Here is a 24020-nt window from a genome sequence, read left to right on the forward strand (position 1 = left end):
CTTAGTGAGAATCGCGAGTTACAACAGATCCTGATCCACCTTTCAAGAAATCAAAATCAGCTCCTTGATCGGCTTGCTCCACATGGTCAATAAATAAACCGACATATCCACGAATCGTTTTTGGCTTTTCAAAAGGATGAGCGACTTTACGAGCAGCTAATTCTTCTTCTGATACTTCCCAATTAATCGTACGATTCTCCACATCCAGAGCGATATAATCTCCATTTTGAACCCAATTCAATGGCCCACCTGCGGCAGACTCAGGAGAAACGTGCAAAATAACGGTACCAAAACCTGTTCCGCTCATACGGCCATCTGAAATACGCACCATATCTTTCACACCCTTTTGCAAGAGTTTTTTGGGAATACCCATATTGCCCACTTCGGCCATACCAGGATAACCTTTCGGTCCTACATTCTTTAACACCATCACTGAATTCTCATCCACTTCTAACTCTTCAGAATCAATACGGGCATGGTAATCTTCAATATTTTCGAATACCACCGCTTTACCCCGATGCTTAAACAATTCCTTCGATGCAGCAGAGGGTTTCAAAACCGCCCCATTAGGAGCTAAATTACCGCGAACAACAGCAATACCAGAATCAGGCTTAAAGGGAGCATCAAACGTCGAAATGATCGATGATTCATAAATAGGTGTATTCTCAATGTTTTCACCTACTGTTTTACCATTGACCGTCACAATCGAGGTATGAAGATGTTCTTTCATTTGATTCATCAAGGCTGGAAGTCCTCCGGCATAGTATAAATCTTCCATGAAATGCTCTCCAGAGGGCTGAATGTTCGCTAACAAAGGAATGTTACGAGAGAACTCATCAAAATCATCTAATTTCAAATCAACACCTAATCGACCAGCGATGGCTGTTAAGTGAATGACAAAATTCGTAGATCCACCCGTTGCCGCGTTAACACGAATCGCATTTTCGAAGGCGGGACGCGTTAAGACTTTGGACATCTTCAAATCCTCATTCACCATCTCCACAATCCGACGACCTGAATGCTGTGCTAATACTTTTCTACGCACGTCAGCCGCAGGAATCGCCGCATTTTGAGGTAAACTCAAACCTAAAGCTTCCACCATCGTTGCCATCGTAGAGGCCGTTCCCATCACGGCACAGTGGCCTGGGGTTCTAGCCATACAAGCTTCCGCTTCTATAAATTCTTTCTGAGTTAGCTCACCTAGCTTATAAGCTTCGGCAAAACGCCAAACATCCGAAGTACCAATCTCTTTTCCTTTAAACTTACCCTTCATCATGGGACCACCGGAGATAACCAAAGTAGGTAAATCCACACTGCACGCACCCATCACAAGGGAAGGAGTCGTTTTATCACAACCACACATTAAAACCACCCCATCAATCGGGTTCGCCCGAATAGATTCTTCCACGTCCATACTCGCTAAATTGCGGTATAACATGGCAGTAGGTTTAATTAAGGTTTCGCCCAAAGACATCACAGGAAATTCCACCGGAAATCCACCCGCTTCGATAATTCCTTTCTTCACAAACTCCGCTAATTCCCTGAAATGAGCATTACATGGAGTTAATTCCGACCAGGTGTTACAGATACCAATCACCGGTTTGCCTTGGAAATAATCGTCTGGAATACCTTGATTTTTCATCCAAGCACGGTAGATGAAGCCATCTTTACCCGTCTTGCCAAACCACTGCTGCGAACGCAATTGAACTTTACTCATCTTGTTTTTTATCTAGGTCTAAGGTTTTAGTGAGGACAAAACTCCCATCCACACCATATTTATAATAACAATTTCGAACCCCACTGGAAATATCAGCGTAAGGATCATTTTCATAGTCAAAAGAATGTACGATGGCAGCTTTTTCAAGATACAAACTATCTCCACCAGCATAACCTAATTGTTGCCTTCCCATTATACCTGGAAAACGAACAGTATTTAATTTACCAGCTTTGTATTCAAAAGCGAAAACTCGGTATTTTTTACCCTCGAATCCAGCTACCCAAAATTCAGGTAATCCATTACCGTTCAAATCGGTAGCTAGGACAGTCTGTGATTTAAATCCTTGAATAGATTTATCCATAATCACTTCATGGCTTTTTTCTACCTGCAAATGGCCATTATCCACCGAAATAGTAAAATCCTCGAAAGCTGAACTCTTCAAACTAGATAGGGGCTTAGATGTCGTATCATCCACTGCAATTAAGGCTAAAGAATCCCCATAGGCCTTTACAACATCGATATCAACTACTTCTGTTTTTTCTGGCTCATCATCTAATTCTGAAATATAGACAAATATGTAGGCCAAAAAGCCCAACAAAATAACAAACAGAAAAAACTTCAACAGTTTAGCCATTGCTAATGGATTTCATGCGATTAATTGCTTTTTCAAGAACAGAGCGAGGACAAGCAAAATTTAAGCGAACAAAATTGCGTCCCTTAAATTGTTCTCCACGAAGAACATGGAGTCCGGCATCCCAGCATTTCTTTTGGAAATCACCTAAAATAGCCTCATCGTATTCAATCCAAGCTAGGTAAGTAGCCTCTAAAGGCTGCATAGCTAAACCAGGAGTAGATTGCACAAAATCATATAACAAGTCGTGATTCACCTGTAAATAGGGTAGAAGCTGACTTAACCAAGATTCACCAGAAGCATAAGTGGCTAGCATCACCTCAATGCTATGTCTCGAAAGCATGGAGAAAAAGCCATTGGAGGCCTTAATGAATTTATCTCTTAGATCTTTATCGGGAATAACAGCCACCGCGCCACCTAATCCTGCCGTATTAAACGCTTTAGAAGTAGCAAAAAAACTTATAATTGGCTGTTGCTCAAAACGCCCTATCGATATGTGTTCAGATGCCGCTCTTAATCGCAAATCTGCATGAATCTCATCTGAAACGATAGTCACGTGATATTTAGCGCATAATTCAACGATGCGTTTAATTTCTGATTCGTTAAATACAGTGCCACCCGGATTGTGGGGATTGCAGAGCAAAAAGACTTTGGGTCCCTTTTGCAAACCTCTCTCAAAATCTTCAAAATCATAGTTCCAGCGATCGCCGTCTTTTATCATTTCAAAAGTAATCAAAGGACAATTCACCCATCCTGCAACTAAATGAAAGGGGTGGTACACAGGAACTGCCGTAATGATTCCTTCTTTCTCATTCGTTAATCCAGCACAAGCCGCCGTAATCCCAGGGACAATTCCAGGAATCCAAACTTGTGATTCTAGGGAGGTAGACCACTTATAATCTCGCGCTATTTTGGATTGTGCGGCCTCTTTAAGTGTTTCAGGAACAATCGAATAACCTAAAATTCCATGGGAAGTAATCTGATCAATAGCAGCTAAAATCTCATCCGCTACCACGAAATCCATATCTGCCACCGGCATAGGTAGCATATCTGAGTTAGCTGGATAAGTTACGTTATCCCATTTGAAGGAGTGGGTATGGTGGCGATCAATAACCTGATCAAAATCGTATACTTTATGGCTCATATTCCGGTCTAAAGACATTAAATCCTATCATACTAGGATGATTCTTTAAATATACGGAAATTGATTCAACTGATTGACACACTTTACGGCGATCTTGAGAAGCATGAACGAGATAATATTTTCCACCCATTTCGCGAACAAATCCTACATGCTGATAATCAAGGTCTTTCCTTTTAGAAACAAACGCAATTAGATCACCCGTACGCACAAAAGAACTTACAGCAGCAAATTGAGCACTTGGAACATAGGTTATAGGACCTAAGGCTGCTTCTGTAGCCTTGATAGAATCTACCACGATCACGTATTTTTTAGGGGCCAAATAATGAGATAAAAACTCCACCTTCTTAACGGCCAACTTTAAATACTTGGAAGGAATCACTTGCTTAAAAAGGCCTTTGTCTTCCATTTGATCTAGAGTAGCACTTAAATAGTGATTTCTGTTTTCAAAAGATATGGGCGTTTTTCGATATCGAATTTGGGTTAATTCCTGAAGAAAAAGACTGTCTAAACCTTTGGAACGATACAAACTCCAAATGTTTTCAACGAAAGTAACACAATCAAAACCAGAGAAATCCACTACAAACTTCTCCGGATTCTCTTTCGATAAAGCGTGAGAAGCGTAGGGTAAACCAGTGAATTGAGTAGCTAGTAATAAAGGATCTTTTTGTAAACGAGCTTCCTTAATTTTATCCTTTATAGCCCCAGGAATAACCTGCGAAAAGCCGATAAATGAGAATAAAAGAAAGAAAACGATCTTCATTAGGCCTTCTCTTTAATCCAAAGCACACTGACAGATCCAGCGATAAAGAAAAATCCAGCTACCACGATCGCATAAATAGCGTTTCCACCATACACGTGTTTCACTAATGAACCACCGATAATACCACTGACGATTTGAGGAAGTGTGATGAAGAAGTTGAAAATTCCCATGTAAACGCCCATTTTGGACATCGGAATAGAACCTGCCAAAATCGCATAAGGCATAGCTAAAATGGAAGCCCAGGCCATACCTACACCTACCATGCTCAAAATCAACAGCTGAGGATCAGAAATAAAATAGATAGAAATCAAACCCATACCACCTGCTGTTAAAGAAAAGGCATGGGTAGCCTTGTTCCCAATTGCCTTGGCGATACGTGGCAAAAAGATGGCATAAATAGCCGAAACACCACTATAAACCCCAAAAATGATACCTACCCAGTTCGCTGCGTTTTGGAATTCCGGAGAGCTGTGGTCATTCATTGGTAAGCCATATACGTGCTGCGCAATAGCAGGAGTAGAGAATACCCACATCGAAAATAAGGCAAACCAAGAGAAGAATTGAACCACACCTAATTGACGCATGGTAAAGGGCATTTCCTTGATGTAACGGAAAACAGACCAAATCGTATCAGTCGAACCTTCTTCTTGAAAGCCCATCGCCTCGCGTTCAGCGGGCGAATATTCTTTTGTGGTCGCAATGGTCCACACAATAGCTGAGATAAACACAACAGCTCCTACGTAGAAACTATATAAAACGTTATCAGGAATTTGACCTTCTGCTGCGACTTTCGAGATACCAAACCAATTTCCAAACATGTAAGGCAACCACGAACCCACGACAGCACCTATTCCAATTAAAAAAGTTTGAATAGAGAAGCCTAAGGTATTTTGTTCTTCGGGTAAATTATCTGCCACTAAAGCTCTAAATGGCTCCATCGCTACATTAAACGAGGCGTCCATCATCATTAAAATACCCGCTCCCACAATCATTGGAGGAATAAAATTCGCTAAAGCACCTGCATGCGGGAAAAAGAATAAAGCCGTAGCAGCTAGAATAGCACCCGTTAAAAAGAAGGGTTTACGACGACCTAATCCATTCCAAGTACGATCAGAATAGAAACCAATGATAGGCTGAATAAGCATCCCTGTCAATGGAGCGGCTAACCAAAACCACGATAATTGCTCCACATCCGCACCAAAATTCTGTAAAACACGAGAGGCGTTTCCATTTTGTAGCGCAAAGCCAAATTGAATTCCTAGGAATCCAACACTCATATTGAAGATTTGGCCAATACTTAAACGAGGTTTAGTAAAATTTTTCATCGAGTTTATAAGGTAATAATGAGGGCTGAATTAGCCGGTATTTGAATGTGATTGCCTTCTACTTTCACAGCAGAACTAGCAGGAGGTAAAAAAGCTTTCTCTTCCTTCCATTGAACAGATTTAACACCCATCATATCAAGGGCCAAAGTCGGAATTTCCACCGCAAAAGAATGATCAACTGAATCAAAATTACAGATAATTAAATTTCGATCTTTCTCTAAGTATCGCAAATAGGAGTACACTTTATCTTTAGGATACCCTGCATTTTGGGCATATTGTAAATCGAAAAATTTACCTAATTGAATCACACAGCTTGAATTAACCCAAGCTAATAAATCCGTATAAAAAGAATCAATTACCTTTTCGTCAGCCGTCAATTCCCCCCCATCAAACTTGCCGCCATTCACCCAACGCTGGTGTGTATCCACACGGTAGAAATCGAACATCGTAGTGCGATCATCCGCTTCATTAAATCCTTCAATTTCCTGCGCTTTCTCACCGAACTCTTGACCGAAATAAATCATCAATGGACCATCGTGCATACTAGCGGTTAAAACCATACCAGGGATAGTCGACCAGAAATTATTCGCAGCAAAAGCAGGCGTATTTAAACGCGTCTCATCGTGGTTCTCCAAGAAGCGTAGCATGTGGTTTGCAAAATCACCCGATTCTTGTTGCCAAACGCGCGTAATATCAGCCGTAGTTGCACCTGGCTTCTTCTCCATAATATGGCGTATACCATCATATAAACCCACTTTATCATAGAGATAATCAAAACCACCTTTGAAAATATAATTACGGTATTCCGCCGGATTGTAAATCTCCGCAATAAAAATGGCCTCAGGATTAAGAGCCTTTACTTTAGGGATAGCATAGGCCCAAAACTCCACCGGCACCATCTCTGCCATATCACAACGGAATCCATCCACCCCTTTCTTTGTCCAATAAAGCAACACTTCCGTCATTTTCAACCAGGTATCAGGAATCGGATCAAAATGTGTTTGATTTCCGTGTTGTAAATCAACTCCATAATTCAACTTCACTGTTTCAAACCAATCATGTATAGAAGGTTGTGCAGAGAATACATTGTTACCACTCACTTTGGCTGGAATTTCAGTATAAGGTACCGTCACTGGAACAGGCGGATTTACACCCGCTGGAACCGTAAATTGCGTACCTGGCAAATAATAGAAATTATTATTGGAAGAGAAGGAGAGGTCTTTGTTGTCGTTTTGGCCAAAATCAACTACACCCGCCGGCTTCATATCTGAATGGTAAGCTCTCGCTAGGTGATTAGGCACGAAATCCAAGACTAATTTTAAATCGGCTTTGTGCACGCGATCTAACATCGCAGCGAATTCCTGCATACGCTCTGCCGGTTTATCTGCTAAAAAAGGATTCACATCATAATAATCCTTAATAGCGAAAGGGGAGCCTGCACGACCTTTAACAACGTGAGGATGATCCAGAGGAGAACCATAGGCGGTCATATCCTCCATCGTCGCGTGCTCTAAGATTCCAGTGGTATACAAATGCGAATAACCCTTCTTTTTCAAGGCCTTCAAACCTTTTTCAGAAATGTCCTTGAATTTAGTCACTCCATTTTCAGAAGCAGAACCATTTCTTTTAACTTGAGTTTGTTGATTTCCCCAAAGATGAAACATCATTTGGTAAACAACATGTTTATCTGATTTCGATTTGTCTTGAGCCATAAGTGGATGCAGTAAGGCGGCAGTTAACAGTAAGAGATAGAATTTACGCATATTTTTCAAAATAAACTGTCTAGCACAGCAGAAAAAGGTTTTTTGGCAGATGTAAATGTAATAATTTTGTTAATCTTTAAAACAATCCCTACCTAAATATGACGTACAAAGCCTGCCTTTTTGACCTCGATGGTGTATTAGTTGACACTGCGATTTACCATTTTCAAGCATGGAAAATGTTAGGCGAAAACTTCAATTACCAATTGACTGAAGAGCAAAATGAGCAATTAAAGGGGGTTTCACGTGTTGAGTCTTTAAATCGTATCTTAGATTGGGCAAATTATTCAGCCACTTCTGAGCAAAAAGAAGCCTGGTTAATCGAGAAAAATGAGAATTATCTTCAATTGATCTCTACTATGAATCCCGCTGAAATTTTGCCAGGCGTTTTGGATTTTTTAGGCCAAATAAAAGAGTTAGGGTATAAAATCGCTTTAGGTTCTGCCAGCAAAAATTCGGAGGTCATTTTGACAAAAACAGGTCTCTTACCTTGGTTTGACCTGATTATTGATGGTAACAAGGTGACGAAGAGTAAGCCAGATCCAGAAGTTTTCTTGAAAGGAGCCGAGGGTTTAGGTTTCAAACCTGAAGAATGCATCGTATTTGAAGATGCGCAAGCTGGGGTAGAAGCAGCAAAAAAAGGGGGAATGAAAGCAATCGGAATAGGTGAAGCAGATGTTTTAAGCGAAGCAGATAAGGTGATTCCTACATTTTTAGGAGTTAAAGCGACCGAATTATTAAAATTTTAAAGAAACACCGTAGCACAGAAATGTCCAAAATTTACAATTTTCTATTTTTGTAGCATTGTAAATTTTACCTGAATAAACCGAATGAAGCAATACTTAAAAATAGATGAATGGAAGGTCATCGAAGATCAATTCCATCCTGCCTACAATGAAATAACAGAATCGATCTTTTCTCTTGGCAATGGCCGAATGGGGCAAAGAGGCTCTTTTGAAGAAACTTATACAGGAAAAACTTTACAAGGAAATTACGTAGCAGGAGTCTATTATCCAGATAAAACCCGTGTAGGCTGGTGGAAGAATGGCTATCCAGAATATTTTGCTAAAGTATTGAATGCCGCTAACTGGAATGGTTTATCTATCCAAATAGGAGGTGAGGAAGTCGATTTACACACCAGTGAAATTCATTCCTTCTACCGTGAATTAAACATGAAAGAAGGTCATATCCTTCGTACTTGTGAAATCACCCTTCCTAACGGAAGGCGTTTAGCCATCGAGTCCATTCGTCTAAATAGTATGGCGGATGACGAATCAGGTGTTATCTCTTATACGATTACACCCATCAACTTCACCGAAGAAATACAAGTGAAAGCCTTCATTGATGGTGATATCAAAAATAAGGATTCGAATTACGATGAGAAGTTTTGGGACGAGGTAAAAGTAGGTTCGAACTTTGTTTGGTCCAAAACCAAGAAAACCGGTTTCGAAGTTATCACCGCTCAACAGATTGAAATACAATCCAACGGGCAAAAAATCGAGGCAAAAGCATCCTCTACCACCCGAGAAAAATACAGTGAACTTGCCTATACACTAGCTGCGAAGCAAGGGGAGAAATTAACCATCATTAAGTATGCGGTTAATATTTCTTCTGAGAATCACCCAACCGCTTCGTTCGAAAAAATCGCTTCTGATTACCTAGCGCGTATTTCGGCAAAAGGTTTCGTCAAAATGTTAGCTGAACAAGCTGAAGCTTGGGCGGCTAAATGGTCAATTAATGACATCATCATTTCGGGCGACGCATCTGCACAACAAGGTATTCGATTCAATATATTCCAAATGAACCAAACCTATACAGGGGAGGACGATCGTTTGAATATTGGACCTAAAGGATTTACAGGTGAAAAATACGGTGGATCTACCTATTGGGATACAGAGGCGTATTGTATTCCGTTCTATTTAGGTACTGCACCAGCAAAAGTTTCTAAGAACTTGTTGATTTACCGTTGGAAGCAATTAGATCGAGCTATCGAAAATGCGGGTAAACTTGGTTTTAACAAGGGTGCAGCGCTTTATCCGATGGTGACGATGAACGGAGAGGAGTGTCACAACGAGTGGGAAATCACTTTCGAGGAAATCCACCGTAATGGTGCTATCGCATATGCAATCATGGATTACGTGAATTACACAGATGATCGCAAGCATTTAGTCGAGTACGGCTGGGAGGTTTTAGTCGGCATCGCGCGTTTCTGGGCTCAACGCGTTAACTGGTCAGAAGACAAGCAGAAATACGTAATGCTAGGCGTTACTGGCCCTAATGAATATGAAAATAACGTTAACAATAACTGGTATACGAATTACATCGCTACTTGGTGTCTAAAATATACCTTAGAGGTTTACGCAGAAATTCAAAATAATTATCCTTCAGAGGCTGCGGATAAAATCACTAAAACAGCCTTTACTGCTTCAGAAATCGATCAATTCAAGCATATCATTGCAAATATGTACCTGCCTTCTGATGAGAATAAAGGTATTTATTTACAACAAGATGGTTTCTTAGACAAAGTAATTGCTCCCGTTGAAACGATAGCTGCAGAACGTCCGATCAACCAAAAATGGTCTTGGGATCGCATTCTACGCTCTTGCTACATCAAACAAGCAGACGTATTACAGGGAATGTACTTCTTTGAGGATGATTTCAGCTTGGAAGACTTAGAACGCAATTATAATTTTTACGAACCGATTACCGTTCACGAATCTTCTTTAAGTCCTTGTGTTCACAGCATCTTGGCTGCAAAACTAGGAAAAGAAGATAAATCATACGAATTCTACACACGTGCCGCGCGCTTAGATTTAGATGATTATAATAACGACACAGAAGACGGTTGTCACATTACGAGTATGGCAGGAACCTGGATGTCGATCATCAAAGGTTTTGGTGGAATGCGTCTAAGAGGTCATTCATTACACTTTAATCCATTCTTGCCAAAACAATGGACCGAGTTCTCCTTCAAAATCAACTTCCGTGCAAACCAATTAAATATTGCCGTGAAGCAAACAGGAGTAGAAATCACGAACCTGGCTGGTCCTGAGTTGACGGTGTTTGTGCATGGGGAAGCGAGGGTGCTCGAGAAAGCATAAATAATAAAGTATAAAGTACATATTAAAAAAGGGAACTCATATGGATCCCTTTTTTAATTAATGCGTGAAAAACATTTCCTATACTTATCGCCAGCGGCGATACCATCTCTATTCTTTGTACTTTATACTTTATGCTTTAAATAGAGCACTAAGCTTTATTTACTAGCTCAATATCCGGCATCGACTTATCCGTCAATGGCACACCACCGCGTTCTTTGCGGGCAATACGAGAATACAAGCCAATTTCTTGGGAGAATAGAAAAGTAAAGAACAACTTCACAAAGGAAGTATGGTATTTTAAATTATCATAAAACTCGGGAGCAGCTGCCTTTAATTTGGGTAAATTATTCCAAGGAATAGAAGGCATGTCATGGTGTTCGTTATGGTATCCTACATTCATATTGATACCATTCAAGTTACCATAATAAGAATAAGTCTCTTGATTCTTGTCTAAAACAAGAAAATGTTCTTGAATCCAACGAGCTCCCAACGGATGAAGACCTACAGAAAATAAAAAACTTAATCCCATATAAGCCAACGCTGACCAACCCCAGAAGTACACGATAAGAGCGTCAAAAGCGATTTGGGCAATAATATTCAAAATCACCGGACGATCAAACACTGCTAATTCAATGCAACGAGCTGTACGAATCCCTTGGAAGAAGGGGAATAATAATAACCAGATCATTTTTCCAATGAAATAATTATCGATCAATTTGGCTTCCCAATAATCAGGTAAATCAGCATCTAATTCGTGTACACCTTGAAAAGCGTGGTGCTTCAGGTGGAAATTTTTAAATGAAATAGCGGTAGGAAAAAGAGAGGGGAAATTCGCAATGATCCCCGCAAATACGTTCCATCCATCCTTTTTGAATATCAAATTGTGTGCTGATTCGTGAATACATACGAATAGGGTATGCGTAGGGAAAGCCCCAAAAATCCACGCCACACTTACAATTGCCCACCAAGGATAATCTTTGATAAAGTAGGCCATGGCAATTTGCATTCCTACACAGGCTAAGATCCAAACAAAAGTCATCGGATTCTTCCCTATCAAATTCTTCACCTCCGGATGCGCTCTTACGATGGCACGCGTTCGAACTCTATGTGGCTCTGGGCCTTCCACCCAATTAAAATCTTTCACTTCTGACATAATGATCTCAATTTTAGATTGTAAATATACCACATCTCGCCATTTTTTCCGTTCGATAAAAGATTTTAAATCAAAAGGTGACAATATGTCACAAAAGGCTTTGGCAATCTAAAATGGCATATTCCTTGTATAAATGCTCACAAAATATTTAAAAATAATCATGGGAAAAATTATTGGAATTGACTTAGGAACCACCAACTCATGTGTGGCGGTAATGGAAGGGAACGAGGCAGTCGTTATTGCAAACTCAGAAGGTAGACGTACGACTCCATCGATCGTTGCATTTTTAGAGAACGGCGAACGTAAAGTAGGAGATCCTGCAAAAAGACAAGCGATTACAAATCCACAAAACACAATTTCATCTGTGAAGCGATTCATGGGTAAAAAATACTCAGAGGTAAGCTCTGAATTAAAAACGATTTCTTACTCAGTAGAGCAAGGAAACAATGATACTCCACGTGTTCGTATCGGCGATCGTTTATACACACCTCAAGAGATTTCAGCGCAGATTTTGACAAAAATGAAGCAAACAGCTGAGGACTATTTAGGCCAAACAGTAACAGAAGCCGTTATCACGGTTCCAGCTTACTTTAACGATGCAGAACGTCAAGCGACTAAAGAAGCAGGTCAAATCGCTGGTTTAGAAGTAAAACGTATCATCAACGAGCCTACAGCAGCTGCTTTAGCTTACGGTGTAGACAAAGGTGGTAAAGACATGAAAATCGCTGTATTCGACTTAGGTGGCGGTACATTCGACGTTTCAGTCCTTGAATTAGGTGATGGTGTATTCGAAGTAAAATCGACTGACGGTGATACGCACTTAGGTGGTGACGACTTTGACCAAGTGATTATCAACTGGTTAGCAGAAGAATTCATCGCTGACGAGAACATCGACTTACGTAAAGATCCAATGGCTTTACAACGCTTAAAAGAAGCGGCTGAAAAAGCGAAGATCGAATTAAGCTCTAGTGCATCTACAGAAATCAACTTACCGTACATTATGCCGGTAGATGGTATCCCTAAGCACTTAGTACGCTCATTAACACGTGCTAAATTCGAGCAAATCGCTGATAGCTTAATCCAACGTACCTTAGAACCATGTAAGCGTGCGATGAAAAATGCTGGTTACACAAACTCTGATATCGATGAGGTCATCTTAGTAGGTGGTTCGACTCGTATTCCACGTATTCAGGAGGAAGTAGAGAAATTCTTTGGCAAAAAGCCTTCAAAAGGAGTGAATCCAGATGAGGTAGTTGCGATTGGAGCTGCTATTCAAGGTGGTGTATTAACAGGAGAAGTGAAAGACGTTTTATTATTAGACGTAACACCTCTTTCTCTAGGTATCGAAACAATGGGTGGTGTGTTCACAAAATTGATCGAAGCAAACACAACAATTCCTACGAAGAAGTCGGAGACATTCTCAACGGCAGCGGATAACCAACCTTCCGTAGAATTAAACGTACTTCAAGGAGAGCGTCCTATGGCGAAAGATAACCGTTCATTAGGTCGTTTTCACTTAGATGGTTTACCACCAGCACAACGTGGTGTACCTCAAATCGAAGTTACTTTTGATATCGATGCGAATGGTATCTTAAACGTATCTGCGAAAGACAAAGGAACAGGTAAGGAGCAAAAAATCCGTATCGAGGCTTCTAGTGGCTTGACAGATGAGGATATCGAGAAGATGCGTAACGAAGCGAAAGCAAACGAAGCATCGGATAAATTAGAAAAAGAAAAAGTAGAAAAAGTAAACCAAGCGGATGCCTTGATTTTCCAATCGGACAAGCAATTGAAAGAATATGGTGAGAAATTATCAGAAGGAAATAAAACAGCAATCGAAGGTGCTTTAGCAGAATTGAAAGTGGCACATGCTTCACAAGATTTAGCGGGTATCGATGCAGGTTTAGAAAAATTAAACGCATCTTGGACAGCAGCATCTCAAGAGATGTATGCAGCAGGTGCTGGCGCTGAAGGTGGGGAACCTACAGCAAATGCGGATGCAAATAGTTCTGACGGCGGCGCGGAAGATGTTTCTTTCGAAGAAGTAAAATAAGCCTAAGTGGTAAAATAAAAGCCCGGTCTATCACTAGATCGGGCTTTTTGCTTTTTTATTCTTTGTGCTTTATTCTTTATGCTTTACTATACCGTCCCACAACTTAAGTCTCACCTGTAAGGATTCAACGGCGGCTTGCGTAGCGCGTGCCCATTTTTCCTCTTCATCACCGCACAGATAATCCATCATGCGATACGCTAATTCACTGTGATGACCACCATCTACTTCAATGTGCCGTTCTAGGTAATAGACTAAGGTTTCTACCTTCTCCGGCGCATCTCTTTTCAATTGATCTACAATCACTTGGAACATTTCAGGGATAATATCTTCTCTTCCAAAGGTAAAAATGGCAGCCACCTCCTCAGGAGTTCTATTTTGAATCGCAGAAAAAGTGAAGCTTAAAAATTGCTTCACAGAATCCGGAATAGACGCCTTAGGTATGGCTAAAAGCAATTCATCTAAACTTGCATACGTTCTCAACTCTTGTAGAAAAGGAGAGGGCATGAAAGATAATTCTTCCATGGCACGTAAATAAAGCTCGAAATGACTGATATAGACACCATTTTGGTCTACATCCGACTCTTCACCTAAAACAATTTCGTTAATTAAGTAACGAACTTCAGCAGGGCCTTTTGGATTCCAAGGAAGTTCCACACAAGTAAATTCCTGCTGCAACTTCTTGACTAAGGACATAAAATCCCAAACAGCAAAAACGTGATGCTGCATAAACACCTCTAATTCAGCTGGACTCTGAATGAAGGAATTAATCGGATGTTGAACTAATGCCTCACGTAGGGGCGCAATCGTATTTTTTAGGCGGTCTATTTGTGTACTCATATTATTCGTGGATAGCTCGATCACGTAAATGCAATCGCTGTCCGTTTCTATTGTTTTTTATGGATAAAATCTCAGCCATAATAGAGATCGCAATCTCTTCTGGGCCTTCAGCACCTAGATCTAATCCGATGGGAGTAGCAATAGGTAATTGTGTAACTAAATCTGCTTCAAAATGGTTTTGAAGCTTTTCAAATCTTTTCTTTGGTCCTAAAATTCCTACATAAGCAGGTTTTGAAGGCAATTCAATTAATCGTTGTAAAATCTTAACATCCTTATCTAAATCGTGGGTCATCATCACGACATAATCGGAGTTATTTATAGTCCCAAAATCCTCATAACTAGTTCGTCCATTAACTGGCAAATTAGCCTTCATTTTAGACAAAATACCCACCCAATTTATGCGCCAAGACAATAAAGCGGCTTGTTGGATAAAAGCATGTGAATCAAACTGATTCCCAAAAAGCCAAACCGTCATCGGAGCCGGTAAGAATTCAGTGAAAGTATCCTCTGCCCATTTACTTGCATGAGATTCAGCCGCTTCTTCTAGCGAAATTTGAAAATCTCCAGCATAACAGATGGATAAAGTATGAGCTACATTTCCTTGAATGTGATCTTCTAAGGCTGTTACAAGGTGATTAATCTGATCTTGAAAAGGATTTATATGAATCTCTATCACACCTTGACATCCTAATCCGATACCTAAAGCAAAAGGATCTTCCTCTCGTGTATCATAGGTAATCAATTTATATTCTTGTGAATAGAGCGCTAATTGCGCTTTTTTTAAAATATCACCCTCTAAACACCCTCCAGAGATTCCTCCCCACCAATCTCCTTCTTCAGAAATCAACATTCGTGCACCTGGACGACGGTAGGCACTGCCATCCACTTGCACGACTGTGGCTAAAACAAACTTCCTTTCGGTCTTTTGTAGCTCCTTGACTTGCTGAATAATTTGAATTATTTCTTTCATAGGAGCTGGGGTATTTTTTGAGACAGAACTTCACAAATTACATCTACCTCTTCAGAGGTTGTAAAATAACCTAAACTAAATCGAGCGCTCGCTAAAGCATCCTCATCAGAATGACCGATAGCTTTTAAAACGTGCGAAGGTAGTTCAGTTTTGGCATTGCAAGCCGAACCATTGGAAAAGGCAAATGCATTCAATACTTGAAACATGCGTTCCCCATCAGCTCCTTTCAGCGTGAAATTCAAGATGGAGGGCACTGAATTCGTTGGTGTATTAAGGGAATCGGCAGGTATAATCGTCTTTAACTTTTCAATAGATGCCTTGTAAAAAGCAGATTTAGATAAGAACTCAGGAATTAACTCCATGGCTTTCGCTAAACCCACGATCAACGGTACTGGTAAAGTCCCTGGTCTTAACCCTCGTTCTTGACCACCGCCATAGGAAATAGCTTGAATAGGCTTTCTTGTAATCAATCCACCGATACCTTTAGGTCCATAAATTTTATGTCCGCTAAAGCTAATTAAATGAGGTAAAAACTTTAAATCCAATTCCATTTTACCCAAAGACTGTGTTGCGTCCGAATGAAAACAAACATCCCTTGCTTCACAAAGCTTGAGTACGTCCTGATAAGGCAAAATGGATCCTAACTCATTATTTACAAGCATTAATGAAACTAATGCTGTATCCGGTCTAAACACGGAGGCTAATTCTGACACCTCCTTTATATAGGTCACTTCCCAACCCTCGTTCTCTAATAAATGAAAGACTTCTAATACAGCTTTATGTTCAAGCGCACTCGTGATAAGATGACCTTTGGGTCTACCTTGAAGATAACCACGTATTCCCAAATTAATGGATTCGGTCGCACCAGAAGTGAAAACTACTTCTGCTGGTTTTACTTGAAAATAACTAGCAACGGTGTTTCGGGATTGTTCCACTACTTCTGAAGCCCTCCAGCCGTATATATGAGAACTTGATCCCGCATTGCCAAAAATTTCCGTGAAATAGGGGAGCATAGCCGAAAGCACATCCGGATGAACCGGTGTAGTGGCTGCATAATCAAGATAGATTGGCTGATTCCTCATTCTTTGGCAAATATAGGCATAAAAAAAAGCCTCGAAAAATTCGAGGCTCTCTTTATGTAGGAACAGGAATTACTTCAAGTTCTTCACAACTGCTTTGAAAGCTTCTGGGTGATTCATCGCTAAGTCAGCTAAAACTTTACGATTTAAAGTCATTCCAGATTTATTGAATTTACCCATGAATGCTGAGTAAGAAAGACCTTCGATACGAGCGGCTGCATTGATACGTTGTATCCATAAACCACGAAAATCTCTTTTCTTAACTTTACGGTCACGGTATGCATATTGCAAACCTTTCTCTACTTTGTTTTTTGCTACTGTCCAGACATTTTTTCCGCGACCGTAGAATCCTTTGGCTAACTTAAGGATTTTCTTTCTTCTAGCTCTTGAGGCTACGTGATTGACACTTCTTGGCATAATTTTTTGTTTTTTGAAATGAGGCGAATCTGTTGATTACTTTTTTAGGCCTTCTTTCTGGTTTAACAATAACTTAAATTCTAATTAAAGACCTAGCATTAAATTAACGCGGTCCATATCAGATGGGTGAACTAAGGTTGCGTGAACTAAATTACGCTTTTGCTTAGTTGTTTTTTTAGTTAGGATATGGCTGTGAAAAGCATGTTTACGCTTAATCTTACCAGTTCCCGTTACTTTGAAACGTTTTTTCGCTCCAGAGTTAGTTTTAATTTTTGGCATTGTTTGATAATTATGTAAAAATTAAATTTTGAAATTTGGAATGCAAAAGTAATGAAAAATACCCTATAATTCCAGCATCCGTTTGAAAATTATTTCTTGATTGCTTTAGGGGAGAAGATGATGCTCATACGCTTACCTTCTAATTTAGGCATATCGTCTGGCTTACCTACGTCCTCTAAACCTTTAGCGAAGTTCAATAATAACATTTCACCACGCTCTTTAAACACGATCGTTCTACCCACAAAGTGTACATAAGCTTTCACTTTTGCACCTTCTTTCAAGAAATTAACCGCGTGCTTTAATTTGAAATTAAAATCGTGTTCATCCGTGTTAGGACCGAAACGAATTTCTTTGATCACTGTTTTGGTAGCATTAGCCTTGATTTCCTTTTGCTTTTTCTTTTGATCATACTTGAATTTAGCATAATCAATGATCTTACAAACAGGAGGTACCGCTTTAGGAGAAATCTCCACTAAATCTAAACTCTGCGCTGTCGCTAATTCTAGCGCTTTCGCGAAGGGATAAACACCCACCTCAATATTCTCACCTACTAATCGAACTTCTTCGACACCACGAATCAATTGATTGATACGATAAGGTTCTTCTTCTCTTTTATTTCCTCTGTAATTGTTATTCGGGCGTAAAGCCATAAAATAAAATGGGTTTAATATATATTAAATCGAAAGCTAAATCAAAATTAACGCAATTGCAAGCAAATCACGCATTAGCACTTATTTTTCATAGGTTAAAGACTGGATTTCTTCCTGCGCCATAGCGATGAAAGCATCCAAAGTCATCGATCCTACATCTCCATCGCCTTTCTTACGAACGGAAACGATACCTTCCGCTTGCTCTTTTTCACCTACCACAATCATGAAAGGCACTTTCGCGATTTCTGCATCTCTGATCTTACGTCCCATCTTTTCATTCCGGTGATCGACGTAACCACGTAAATCCTTTTCCTGTAGACGTAAATACAATTCATTCGCATAATCCTCGTATTTCTCAGAAATAGGAAGCACCGCAATTTGATCAGGAGATAACCATAAAGGGAAGTTACCCGCTGTATTTTCGATCAAAATAGCCACAAAACGTTCTAAGGAACCAAAAGGAGCCCGGTGAATCATCACAGGACGGTGCTTTGAATTATCAGCACCCGTATATTCCAATTCAAATCGTTGCGGTAATTGGTAATCCACTTGAATCGTTCCTAACTGCCACTTACGACCCAAGGCATCCTTCACCATAAAATCTAGTTTAGGACCATAAAAAGCTGCCTCGCCATATTCCACGACAGTAGGTAAACCTTTTGCTTCAGCAGAACGAATAATTGCAGATTCGGCACGATCCCAATCTTCATCATTACCGATATACTTTTCTCTATTTTCTTTGTCTCGTAAGGATACTTGAGCAGAATACGAATCAAAACCTAAAGCCTTGAAGACATATAATACCAAGTCAATTACCTTCATAAACTCTTCTTCCACTTGATCCGGACGACAGAAAATATGTGCATCATCTTGCGTAAATCCTCTCACACGAGTTAATCCATGTAATTCACCACTTTGCTCGTAACGATAAACCGTACCGAATTCTGCCAAACGCAAAGGTAAATCCTTGTAGGAGCGAGGTTTCGTCTTGTAAATCTCACAGTGGTGAGGACAATTCATCGGCTTTAATAAAAATTCTTCATTCTCATCAGGTGTATGAATTGGTTGAAAAGAATCCTTTCCATATTTCTCATAGTGACCAGAAGTCACATATAATTGCTTGCTTCCAATGTGCGGAGTAATAACAGGGGAATAGCCAGCACGGACTTGAGCACGACGCAAGAAATTCTCCAATCGTTCACGCAATAAAGTACCTTTAGGTAACCACAGAGGTAATCCTAAACCCACTTTTTCAGAGAAGGCAAATAATTCCATTTCCTTACCTAACTTCCGGTGGTCACGGCGCTTCGCCTCTTCTAATAAAGTCAAATACTCTTCTAATTCTTTGGCCTTAGGGAAGGTAATCGCATAAATACGCGTTAACTGCTTGCGCTTCTCGTCACCGCGCCAATAGGCTCCAGCGACAGACATCAACTTAACAGACTTGATAAAACCCGTATTAGGAATATGAGGTCCGCGGCATAAATCTGTAAAGTTTCCTTGATTATAAAAGGTAATCGAACCATCCTCTAGACCGTCGATTAGTTCTAATTTATATTCATCGCCTTTTTCTTTGAAATAGGAGATCGCATCTGCTTTCGAAACTGAAGTACGAACGTATTCGTTCTTTTCCCGAGCTAATTCGAGCATTTTATCCTCAATAGCCTTGAATTGATCTGAACCGAACTCATGATCTCCTAAGTCAATATCGTAATAAAAGCCTTGCTCAATGGCTGGACCGATACCAAATTTAGTTCCTGGATATAAAGCTTCTATGGCTTCAGCAAGTAAATGGGCTGATGAATGCCAAAAAGTCTTCTTACCCTCCGTATCATTCCAAGTAAGTAATTGCAATGAGGCATCTGCATCAATAGGAGTAGAAGAATCCACTACTTCACCATTTAAATTAGCCGCTAACACATTACGTGCTAAACCTTCTGAAATTTGTAATGCAACCTGATAAGGAGTGATTCCTTTTTCAAATTCTCGGACTTGACCGTCGGGAAAGGTAATTTTTATCATTCTAAAAAAATTTGTGCAAAGGTACAAATTAAGGCGCAATGTATTGAATTGAGCACCTGATTAATTTTGGGAAATAGAATCAATAGGGTTGACCAAAGAGTCAGAAAGGGATTCTTTACGTTTAGTGGGTAACAATCCTTGCTTAGCTAAATCAAAGTAAACAAGCTCCGCCTTTAAAGACTTGGTTTTCGGATAGATCTTCAACACTTGCTTGTACACTAAAGCAGCTTGTTCATATTTCTTCATTTTAACTAAAAAACGAGCCCAAAAGCGCATAAAATACGGATCCATTGGGTATTTCTTCCAGCTTTGGAGGATTTCTTTTTGGAATTTTAAGGCAGGAATGGACGATAAGCCTTGCTCGTAATACACGTAGACTAAAGGAGATTCATCCGACGGCTTTCCATTCATGAGTGCATACAAGCGAGATGAATCAGATACAGCAAAATCCTTAACCGCCTTTAAAATAGGACGCTCTTTTTCGGATAAAAGGGAACTTTCCACTTTCTTTAAATAAGAACGACCTAAGCTATTCTGATTCGTAATAAAGTAGTTCTGAGCTAATAAAAGGCTATTCCGAATGGAATTCAACTCAGATGCCTCTGTTAATTTTGCGCGATCGATGGAGGTAGCATAATCCTCCACTTTCTGCTTTATTTGGGCAGATAAATCTAAATAAGCGGGCTCTCCGGGATTATCTCGCAAGGCTTTTTCCAGATCTTGATCCGCTAAACCGTAAGCATGCAAAAGTAGGTAATTTTTAGCCCGCAGAAAATACAAATTAGCACTCGGCTGATCTTCAATCTGTTGTGATAAAAACTGAACGTTTTTTAAGGGATTTTGGCCACTTTGAATCGCCGCTTTATCTGGAATGTTCTCTCCTTTAGAGTCGGGAGAAGTACTGCAAGCGGATAAAAATAAACTACCTAAAAGTAACAGAAACCTTATAACCATTTCAATACAAAATCAATCATCCAACGGACTTTAACCCCATAGGGTGGGTAGAAATTCTTTAACAAATTCGTGCGCTGAATCACTACCGATTTTTGGTTAGAGAACTCCACAAAACCATAGTGTCCACCTGACTTACCTATCCCTGAGTGATTAACACCGCCAAATGGTAACTCATTATGACCAAATTGAATCAAACAATCATTCACTACGGACGTGCCTGAACTTGTATTATTCAAGATATATTGATTGAATTCGGTATTCGTTGAAAAGACATATAGAGCGAGTGGCTTATCCCCAGAACGAATGTCAGCCGTTACTTGAAATTCATCTTTGAAAGACATAATAGGTAGGATAGGGCCAAATATCTCCTCTTGCAAAATGCGCATATCCGGAGTGCAATTAGTCAACACGGTAGGGGAAATAAAGCAGTCATCTGCATCGGTAATACCACCAAATAACACTTGAGCGCCCTTTTCTTTCGCATCTTCTAAAAGCGAGGCGATGCGATCAAAATGGGGTCTGTTGACAATACGCGCATAATCCTTACTTTTCGCGACATTCGCCCCATAGAAAATATCCACTGTAGCTTCTAAAGCCTGTAAGAAAGAATAATAATTCTTTTCGTGCACATATAAATAGTCGGGTGCGATACAAGTTTGGCCATTATTCAAAAACTTACCCCAAGCAATCTTAGCCGCCGCTTCCTCGACATTCACGTCTGGACCGACAATGGCCGGAGATTTACCCCCTAATTCCAAGGTAACTGAGGTTAAATGTTTCGCTGCCGCTGCCATAACGACTTTTCCGATAGCCGGGCTTCCGGTAAAGAAGATATGATCAAATTTTTGTTCCAGAAGAAACGTAGAAACAGTTGCATCACCCTCAAAAACAGCCACTTCACTTTTATCAAAAAGCGATAAAATCATCTTTTTAATAAAGCCTGACGTGTTTGGACTTAATTCTGAAGGTTTTAAAATCACCGCATTACCTGCCGCAATCGCATGCACTAAAGGGCAAATAGATAAATTGAATGGATAATTCCAGGGTGAAATAATCAAACAAAGTCCTTTTGCTTCATATTGAACGAGACCTTTTGTACCTAAAAGCATCAAAGGGGTAGAAACAGATTTCGGTTTCATCCATGACTTCAAATGCTTGATCGTGTGATTGATTTCTCGCTTAACACCTAGCATCTCAGCAATAACCACTTCTGAGGCTGGTTTTTTAAAATCTTGGTACATCACATCACACAATTCTTCCTTGTGCTGCAGCAAATACGATTCAATTTTATGCAACTTAGAAATTCGCTCTTCTGCACTAGAGGTGCTCAGACGTAATAAAGCAGTCTTTTGTAAGGCAAGGACTTCTAAAATTTGATCTTCCATAGTTAAAAAATGAATTGTAATTTTTCCTCTAACTCGTCAAAATAATAATTGTTTCCACTCGGCTTGCGCAAGGAATGACCCGCCACATACCACAAACCATCTCCTGGGTAAACCGCTAAACTAGCTGATTTACAGTTTTGATTGGCCTTGTCCGCCTGAAATTCGGCAATAAATACGTGATTCATTAATTCCTGTAATTCATCCCAATTTGAAAACGACTTTTGCCCTTCTTCACTATCAAGATACGAAAAACTCAAGGAAGCGAATGACATTTCTCCCTCAATCTTGCGCCAATTTCCAGCCCGATCTTTGAATTGAAATCCAAGATAAAGTGGTAATTCACGCCCATCAATTTCAAACATAGCCTGCATAAACTCCTGAATCAAGGTCTCCTGTGGCTCTAAATACAAGGGTACATTAGGCGTCGTATCATTTGCTTCGAGGGTTATAAAGGGCTCTTGGTCCTTTGGAGAACAAGATCCTGTCACATACTCTTGAAACTGTGGCAATAATCGATCACGCCAAACTAAGGGCAATTCACCTTTGTATGTCCATTGATCATCTGGCACTAAACCGTCTGCAATTAATTCTTCTCGAGAAAAATCCGAACGATCGATGTACTGTATTTCAATCTCAACACCTGGGCTAGATGTATCAAATTGAAAAAAGGTAAAAACAGCCTCTAAATGATAAGGAGCAGGCACATTGATAGGCGACTCGTAAAACAGTTTAAAGCTGCGAGATAATTTATTCGGATTCATTTAAATGGAATTAAGATACAAAGCTACGGTTTTCAACGTATCAATTTTAGCACTCGGGGTTTTTATAAAAGAGGGGAGACAAACCACCTGTTTGGGGACTTCGTAAGAATTCAAGAGTTCTTGAACCGTTTCCTCATTATAAAGAGGCATTTGAGATGCTTCGATAAACAAGACCACCTTTTGGCCCCAAAACTCATCTGGAATCCCGGCAACAAATAGGGGAGCGTTAATTATAGATCGATATACTTCTTCTATTCTCTCCGGCTGAATCTTTACTCCACCTGAATTAATGATTAGATCTAAACGTCCTCTTAATTTAAATCGCCCTGGTTCTATAATTTCCACCACATCACGCGTTTCAATCCACCTGTTCTCCGTCATCGGCGCACAAATTAGAAGGCAATTCTCCTCGTTCTGTGCGATTTGAACTCCTGGTAAGATTTTAAATTCAGGTTGATTCCAAGTTCTATACGCGATATGTGAAACGGTTTCGGTCATTCCATAGGTTTCATATACTGGAAACCCAAAATCCCTTCTTAGAGAATCTGGAACGGACGCGCCTCCTAATAAAATACCTTTGGCCTCCATAAAATACAAATTCAAGTCTACATCAGAATCTAGAATTGTCGACCATTGGGTAGGCACAAAAGAAGCGAGATGAATCGGAGTGGGAGGAATTTGAAGAAGCGGGTTTTGGCAGGGCTCCACTAAAATAAGCGATAAATCATGTACCAATGCACGAACTAAAACCATCGCACCCGCTATGTAAGAGGGAGAAAGGGATAATAATGCGACATCACCTTTTTCCAGATGAAGCCATTCACCGGTCATTATTGCAGAGGAATAGAGCTGCACTCGTGAAAGGTGAATCGGTTTCGGATCTCCGGTTGAACCTGATGAATGAAATAAGAACGATTTCGTCCCTGAACGCCATAACTGACAAAAATCGAACACGAGTTGTTCGAATTCCGATTCAGCTGGAGGTAATTCTGATAAAAGAGAGGACAGGATGCGCATATAAT

General features: G+C 40.1%; 21 protein-coding genes. 3 read left to right on the top strand and 18 right to left on the bottom strand.

Annotated features, from left to right (window positions below; all coding sequences use genetic code 11):
- Position 1 precedes the first annotated feature (1 nt).
- From V7S74_RS01945 to V7S74_RS01970, 6 genes are read right to left on the bottom strand one after another with little or no spacing between them, the layout of a single operon-like run.
- Positions 2–1717: an IlvD/Edd family dehydratase gene (locus V7S74_RS01945; protein ID WP_406777087.1), complete on the bottom strand. Its 1716-nt coding sequence runs from the start codon at positions 1715–1717 to the stop codon at positions 2–4.
- Positions 1710–2351, bottom strand: coding sequence for a hypothetical protein (locus tag V7S74_RS01950; protein WP_406777088.1), 642 nt, complete (start codon positions 2349–2351; stop codon positions 1710–1712). The genes V7S74_RS01945 and V7S74_RS01950 overlap by 8 nt, the downstream gene beginning before the upstream one ends.
- Positions 2344–3492, bottom strand: coding sequence for a MalY/PatB family protein (locus tag V7S74_RS01955; RefSeq protein ID WP_406777089.1), 1149 nt, complete (start codon positions 3490–3492; stop codon positions 2344–2346). Before V7S74_RS01955 ends, V7S74_RS01950 begins: the two co-directional genes overlap by 8 nt.
- Complete coding sequence (locus V7S74_RS01960; RefSeq protein ID WP_406777090.1) at positions 3482–4252, bottom strand: N-acetylmuramoyl-L-alanine amidase-like domain-containing protein; 771 nt, start codon at positions 4250–4252, stop codon at positions 3482–3484. Before V7S74_RS01960 ends, V7S74_RS01955 begins: the two co-directional genes overlap by 11 nt.
- A complete protein-coding gene (locus V7S74_RS01965) occupies positions 4252–5577 on the bottom strand; it encodes an MFS transporter (RefSeq protein WP_406777091.1) in 1326 nt (441 codons plus the stop codon). Before V7S74_RS01965 ends, V7S74_RS01960 begins: the two co-directional genes overlap by 1 nt.
- Before the next feature lie 5 nt (positions 5578–5582).
- A complete protein-coding gene (locus V7S74_RS01970) occupies positions 5583–7340 on the bottom strand; it encodes an alpha-amylase family glycosyl hydrolase (protein ID WP_406777092.1) in 1758 nt (585 codons plus the stop codon).
- 98 nt (positions 7341–7438) lie between these two features.
- On the opposite strand from V7S74_RS01970, the gene pgmB reads away from it, so the two are divergent.
- Complete coding sequence (gene pgmB, locus V7S74_RS01975; RefSeq protein ID WP_406777093.1) at positions 7439–8086, top strand: beta-phosphoglucomutase; 648 nt, start codon at positions 7439–7441, stop codon at positions 8084–8086.
- An 81-nt stretch (positions 8087–8167) separates the two neighbouring features.
- Complete coding sequence (locus V7S74_RS01980; protein WP_406777094.1) at positions 8168–10438, top strand: family 65 glycosyl hydrolase domain-containing protein; 2271 nt, start codon at positions 8168–8170, stop codon at positions 10436–10438.
- A gap of 148 nt (positions 10439–10586) precedes the next feature.
- Here the strand turns inward: V7S74_RS01980 and V7S74_RS01985 are convergent, their stop codons facing one another.
- Complete coding sequence (locus tag V7S74_RS01985) at positions 10587–11591, bottom strand: fatty acid desaturase (protein WP_406777095.1); 1005 nt, start codon at positions 11589–11591, stop codon at positions 10587–10589.
- A gap of 160 nt (positions 11592–11751) precedes the next feature.
- Between V7S74_RS01985 and dnaK the strand changes: the two genes are divergently transcribed.
- Positions 11752–13644 carry a molecular chaperone DnaK gene (gene dnaK, locus V7S74_RS01990; protein ID WP_406777096.1) on the top strand — a complete coding sequence of 631 codons (1893 nt, stop codon included), beginning with the start codon at positions 11752–11754 and terminating at the stop codon, positions 13642–13644.
- A gap of 69 nt (positions 13645–13713) precedes the next feature.
- Here the strand turns inward: dnaK and V7S74_RS01995 are convergent, their stop codons facing one another.
- The 11 genes from V7S74_RS01995 to V7S74_RS02045 form a co-directional block, all read right to left on the bottom strand.
- Entirely contained in the window at positions 13714–14481 is a 768-nt protein-coding gene (locus tag V7S74_RS01995; protein ID WP_406777097.1) for a DUF3050 domain-containing protein, read from the bottom strand.
- A 1-nt stretch (position 14482) separates the two neighbouring features.
- A complete protein-coding gene (locus V7S74_RS02000) occupies positions 14483–15451 on the bottom strand; it encodes an XdhC family protein (protein ID WP_406777098.1) in 969 nt (322 codons plus the stop codon).
- Complete coding sequence (locus V7S74_RS02005; RefSeq protein WP_406777099.1) at positions 15448–16533, bottom strand: cysteine desulfurase family protein; 1086 nt, start codon at positions 16531–16533, stop codon at positions 15448–15450. Before V7S74_RS02005 ends, V7S74_RS02000 begins: the two co-directional genes overlap by 4 nt.
- A 69-nt stretch (positions 16534–16602) precedes the next feature.
- Positions 16603–16947, bottom strand: coding sequence for a 50S ribosomal protein L20 (gene rplT / locus V7S74_RS02010; RefSeq protein WP_406777100.1), 345 nt, complete (start codon positions 16945–16947; stop codon positions 16603–16605).
- An 84-nt stretch (positions 16948–17031) separates the two neighbouring features.
- Positions 17032–17226 (bottom strand): 50S ribosomal protein L35, encoded by a 195-nt coding sequence (gene rpmI, locus V7S74_RS02015; protein WP_406777101.1) that lies wholly within the window; start codon positions 17224–17226, stop codon positions 17032–17034.
- Between the two features lie 89 nt (positions 17227–17315).
- Positions 17316–17876: a translation initiation factor IF-3 gene (gene infC / locus V7S74_RS02020; RefSeq protein ID WP_406777102.1), complete on the bottom strand. Its 561-nt coding sequence runs from the start codon at positions 17874–17876 to the stop codon at positions 17316–17318.
- 81 nt (positions 17877–17957) lie between these two features.
- On the bottom strand, positions 17958–19898 hold the full coding sequence (gene thrS / locus V7S74_RS02025) for a threonine--tRNA ligase (RefSeq protein ID WP_406777103.1): 1941 nt from the start codon (positions 19896–19898) through the stop codon (positions 17958–17960).
- A 60-nt stretch (positions 19899–19958) separates the two neighbouring features.
- Positions 19959–20852, bottom strand: a complete 894-nt coding sequence (locus V7S74_RS02030; protein ID WP_406777104.1) for a tetratricopeptide repeat protein — start codon at positions 20850–20852, stop codon at positions 19959–19961.
- On the bottom strand, positions 20843–22237 hold the full coding sequence (locus V7S74_RS02035) for an aldehyde dehydrogenase family protein (protein ID WP_406777105.1): 1395 nt from the start codon (positions 22235–22237) through the stop codon (positions 20843–20845). The genes V7S74_RS02030 and V7S74_RS02035 overlap by 10 nt, the downstream gene beginning before the upstream one ends.
- Positions 22238–22239: 2 nt before the next feature.
- The gene (locus V7S74_RS02040; protein WP_406777106.1) at positions 22240–22998 is read right to left on the bottom strand and encodes a hypothetical protein; all 759 of its coding nucleotides are present in this window, start codon (positions 22996–22998) and stop codon (positions 22240–22242) included.
- Positions 22999–24015, bottom strand: a complete 1017-nt coding sequence (locus tag V7S74_RS02045; RefSeq protein ID WP_406777107.1) for an AMP-binding protein — start codon at positions 24013–24015, stop codon at positions 22999–23001.
- Positions 24016–24020 lie beyond the last annotated feature (5 nt).

The organism is Aquirufa novilacunae, from assembly GCF_045310505.1.
GTDB lineage: Bacteria > Bacteroidota > Bacteroidia > Cytophagales > Spirosomataceae > Aquirufa > Aquirufa novilacunae.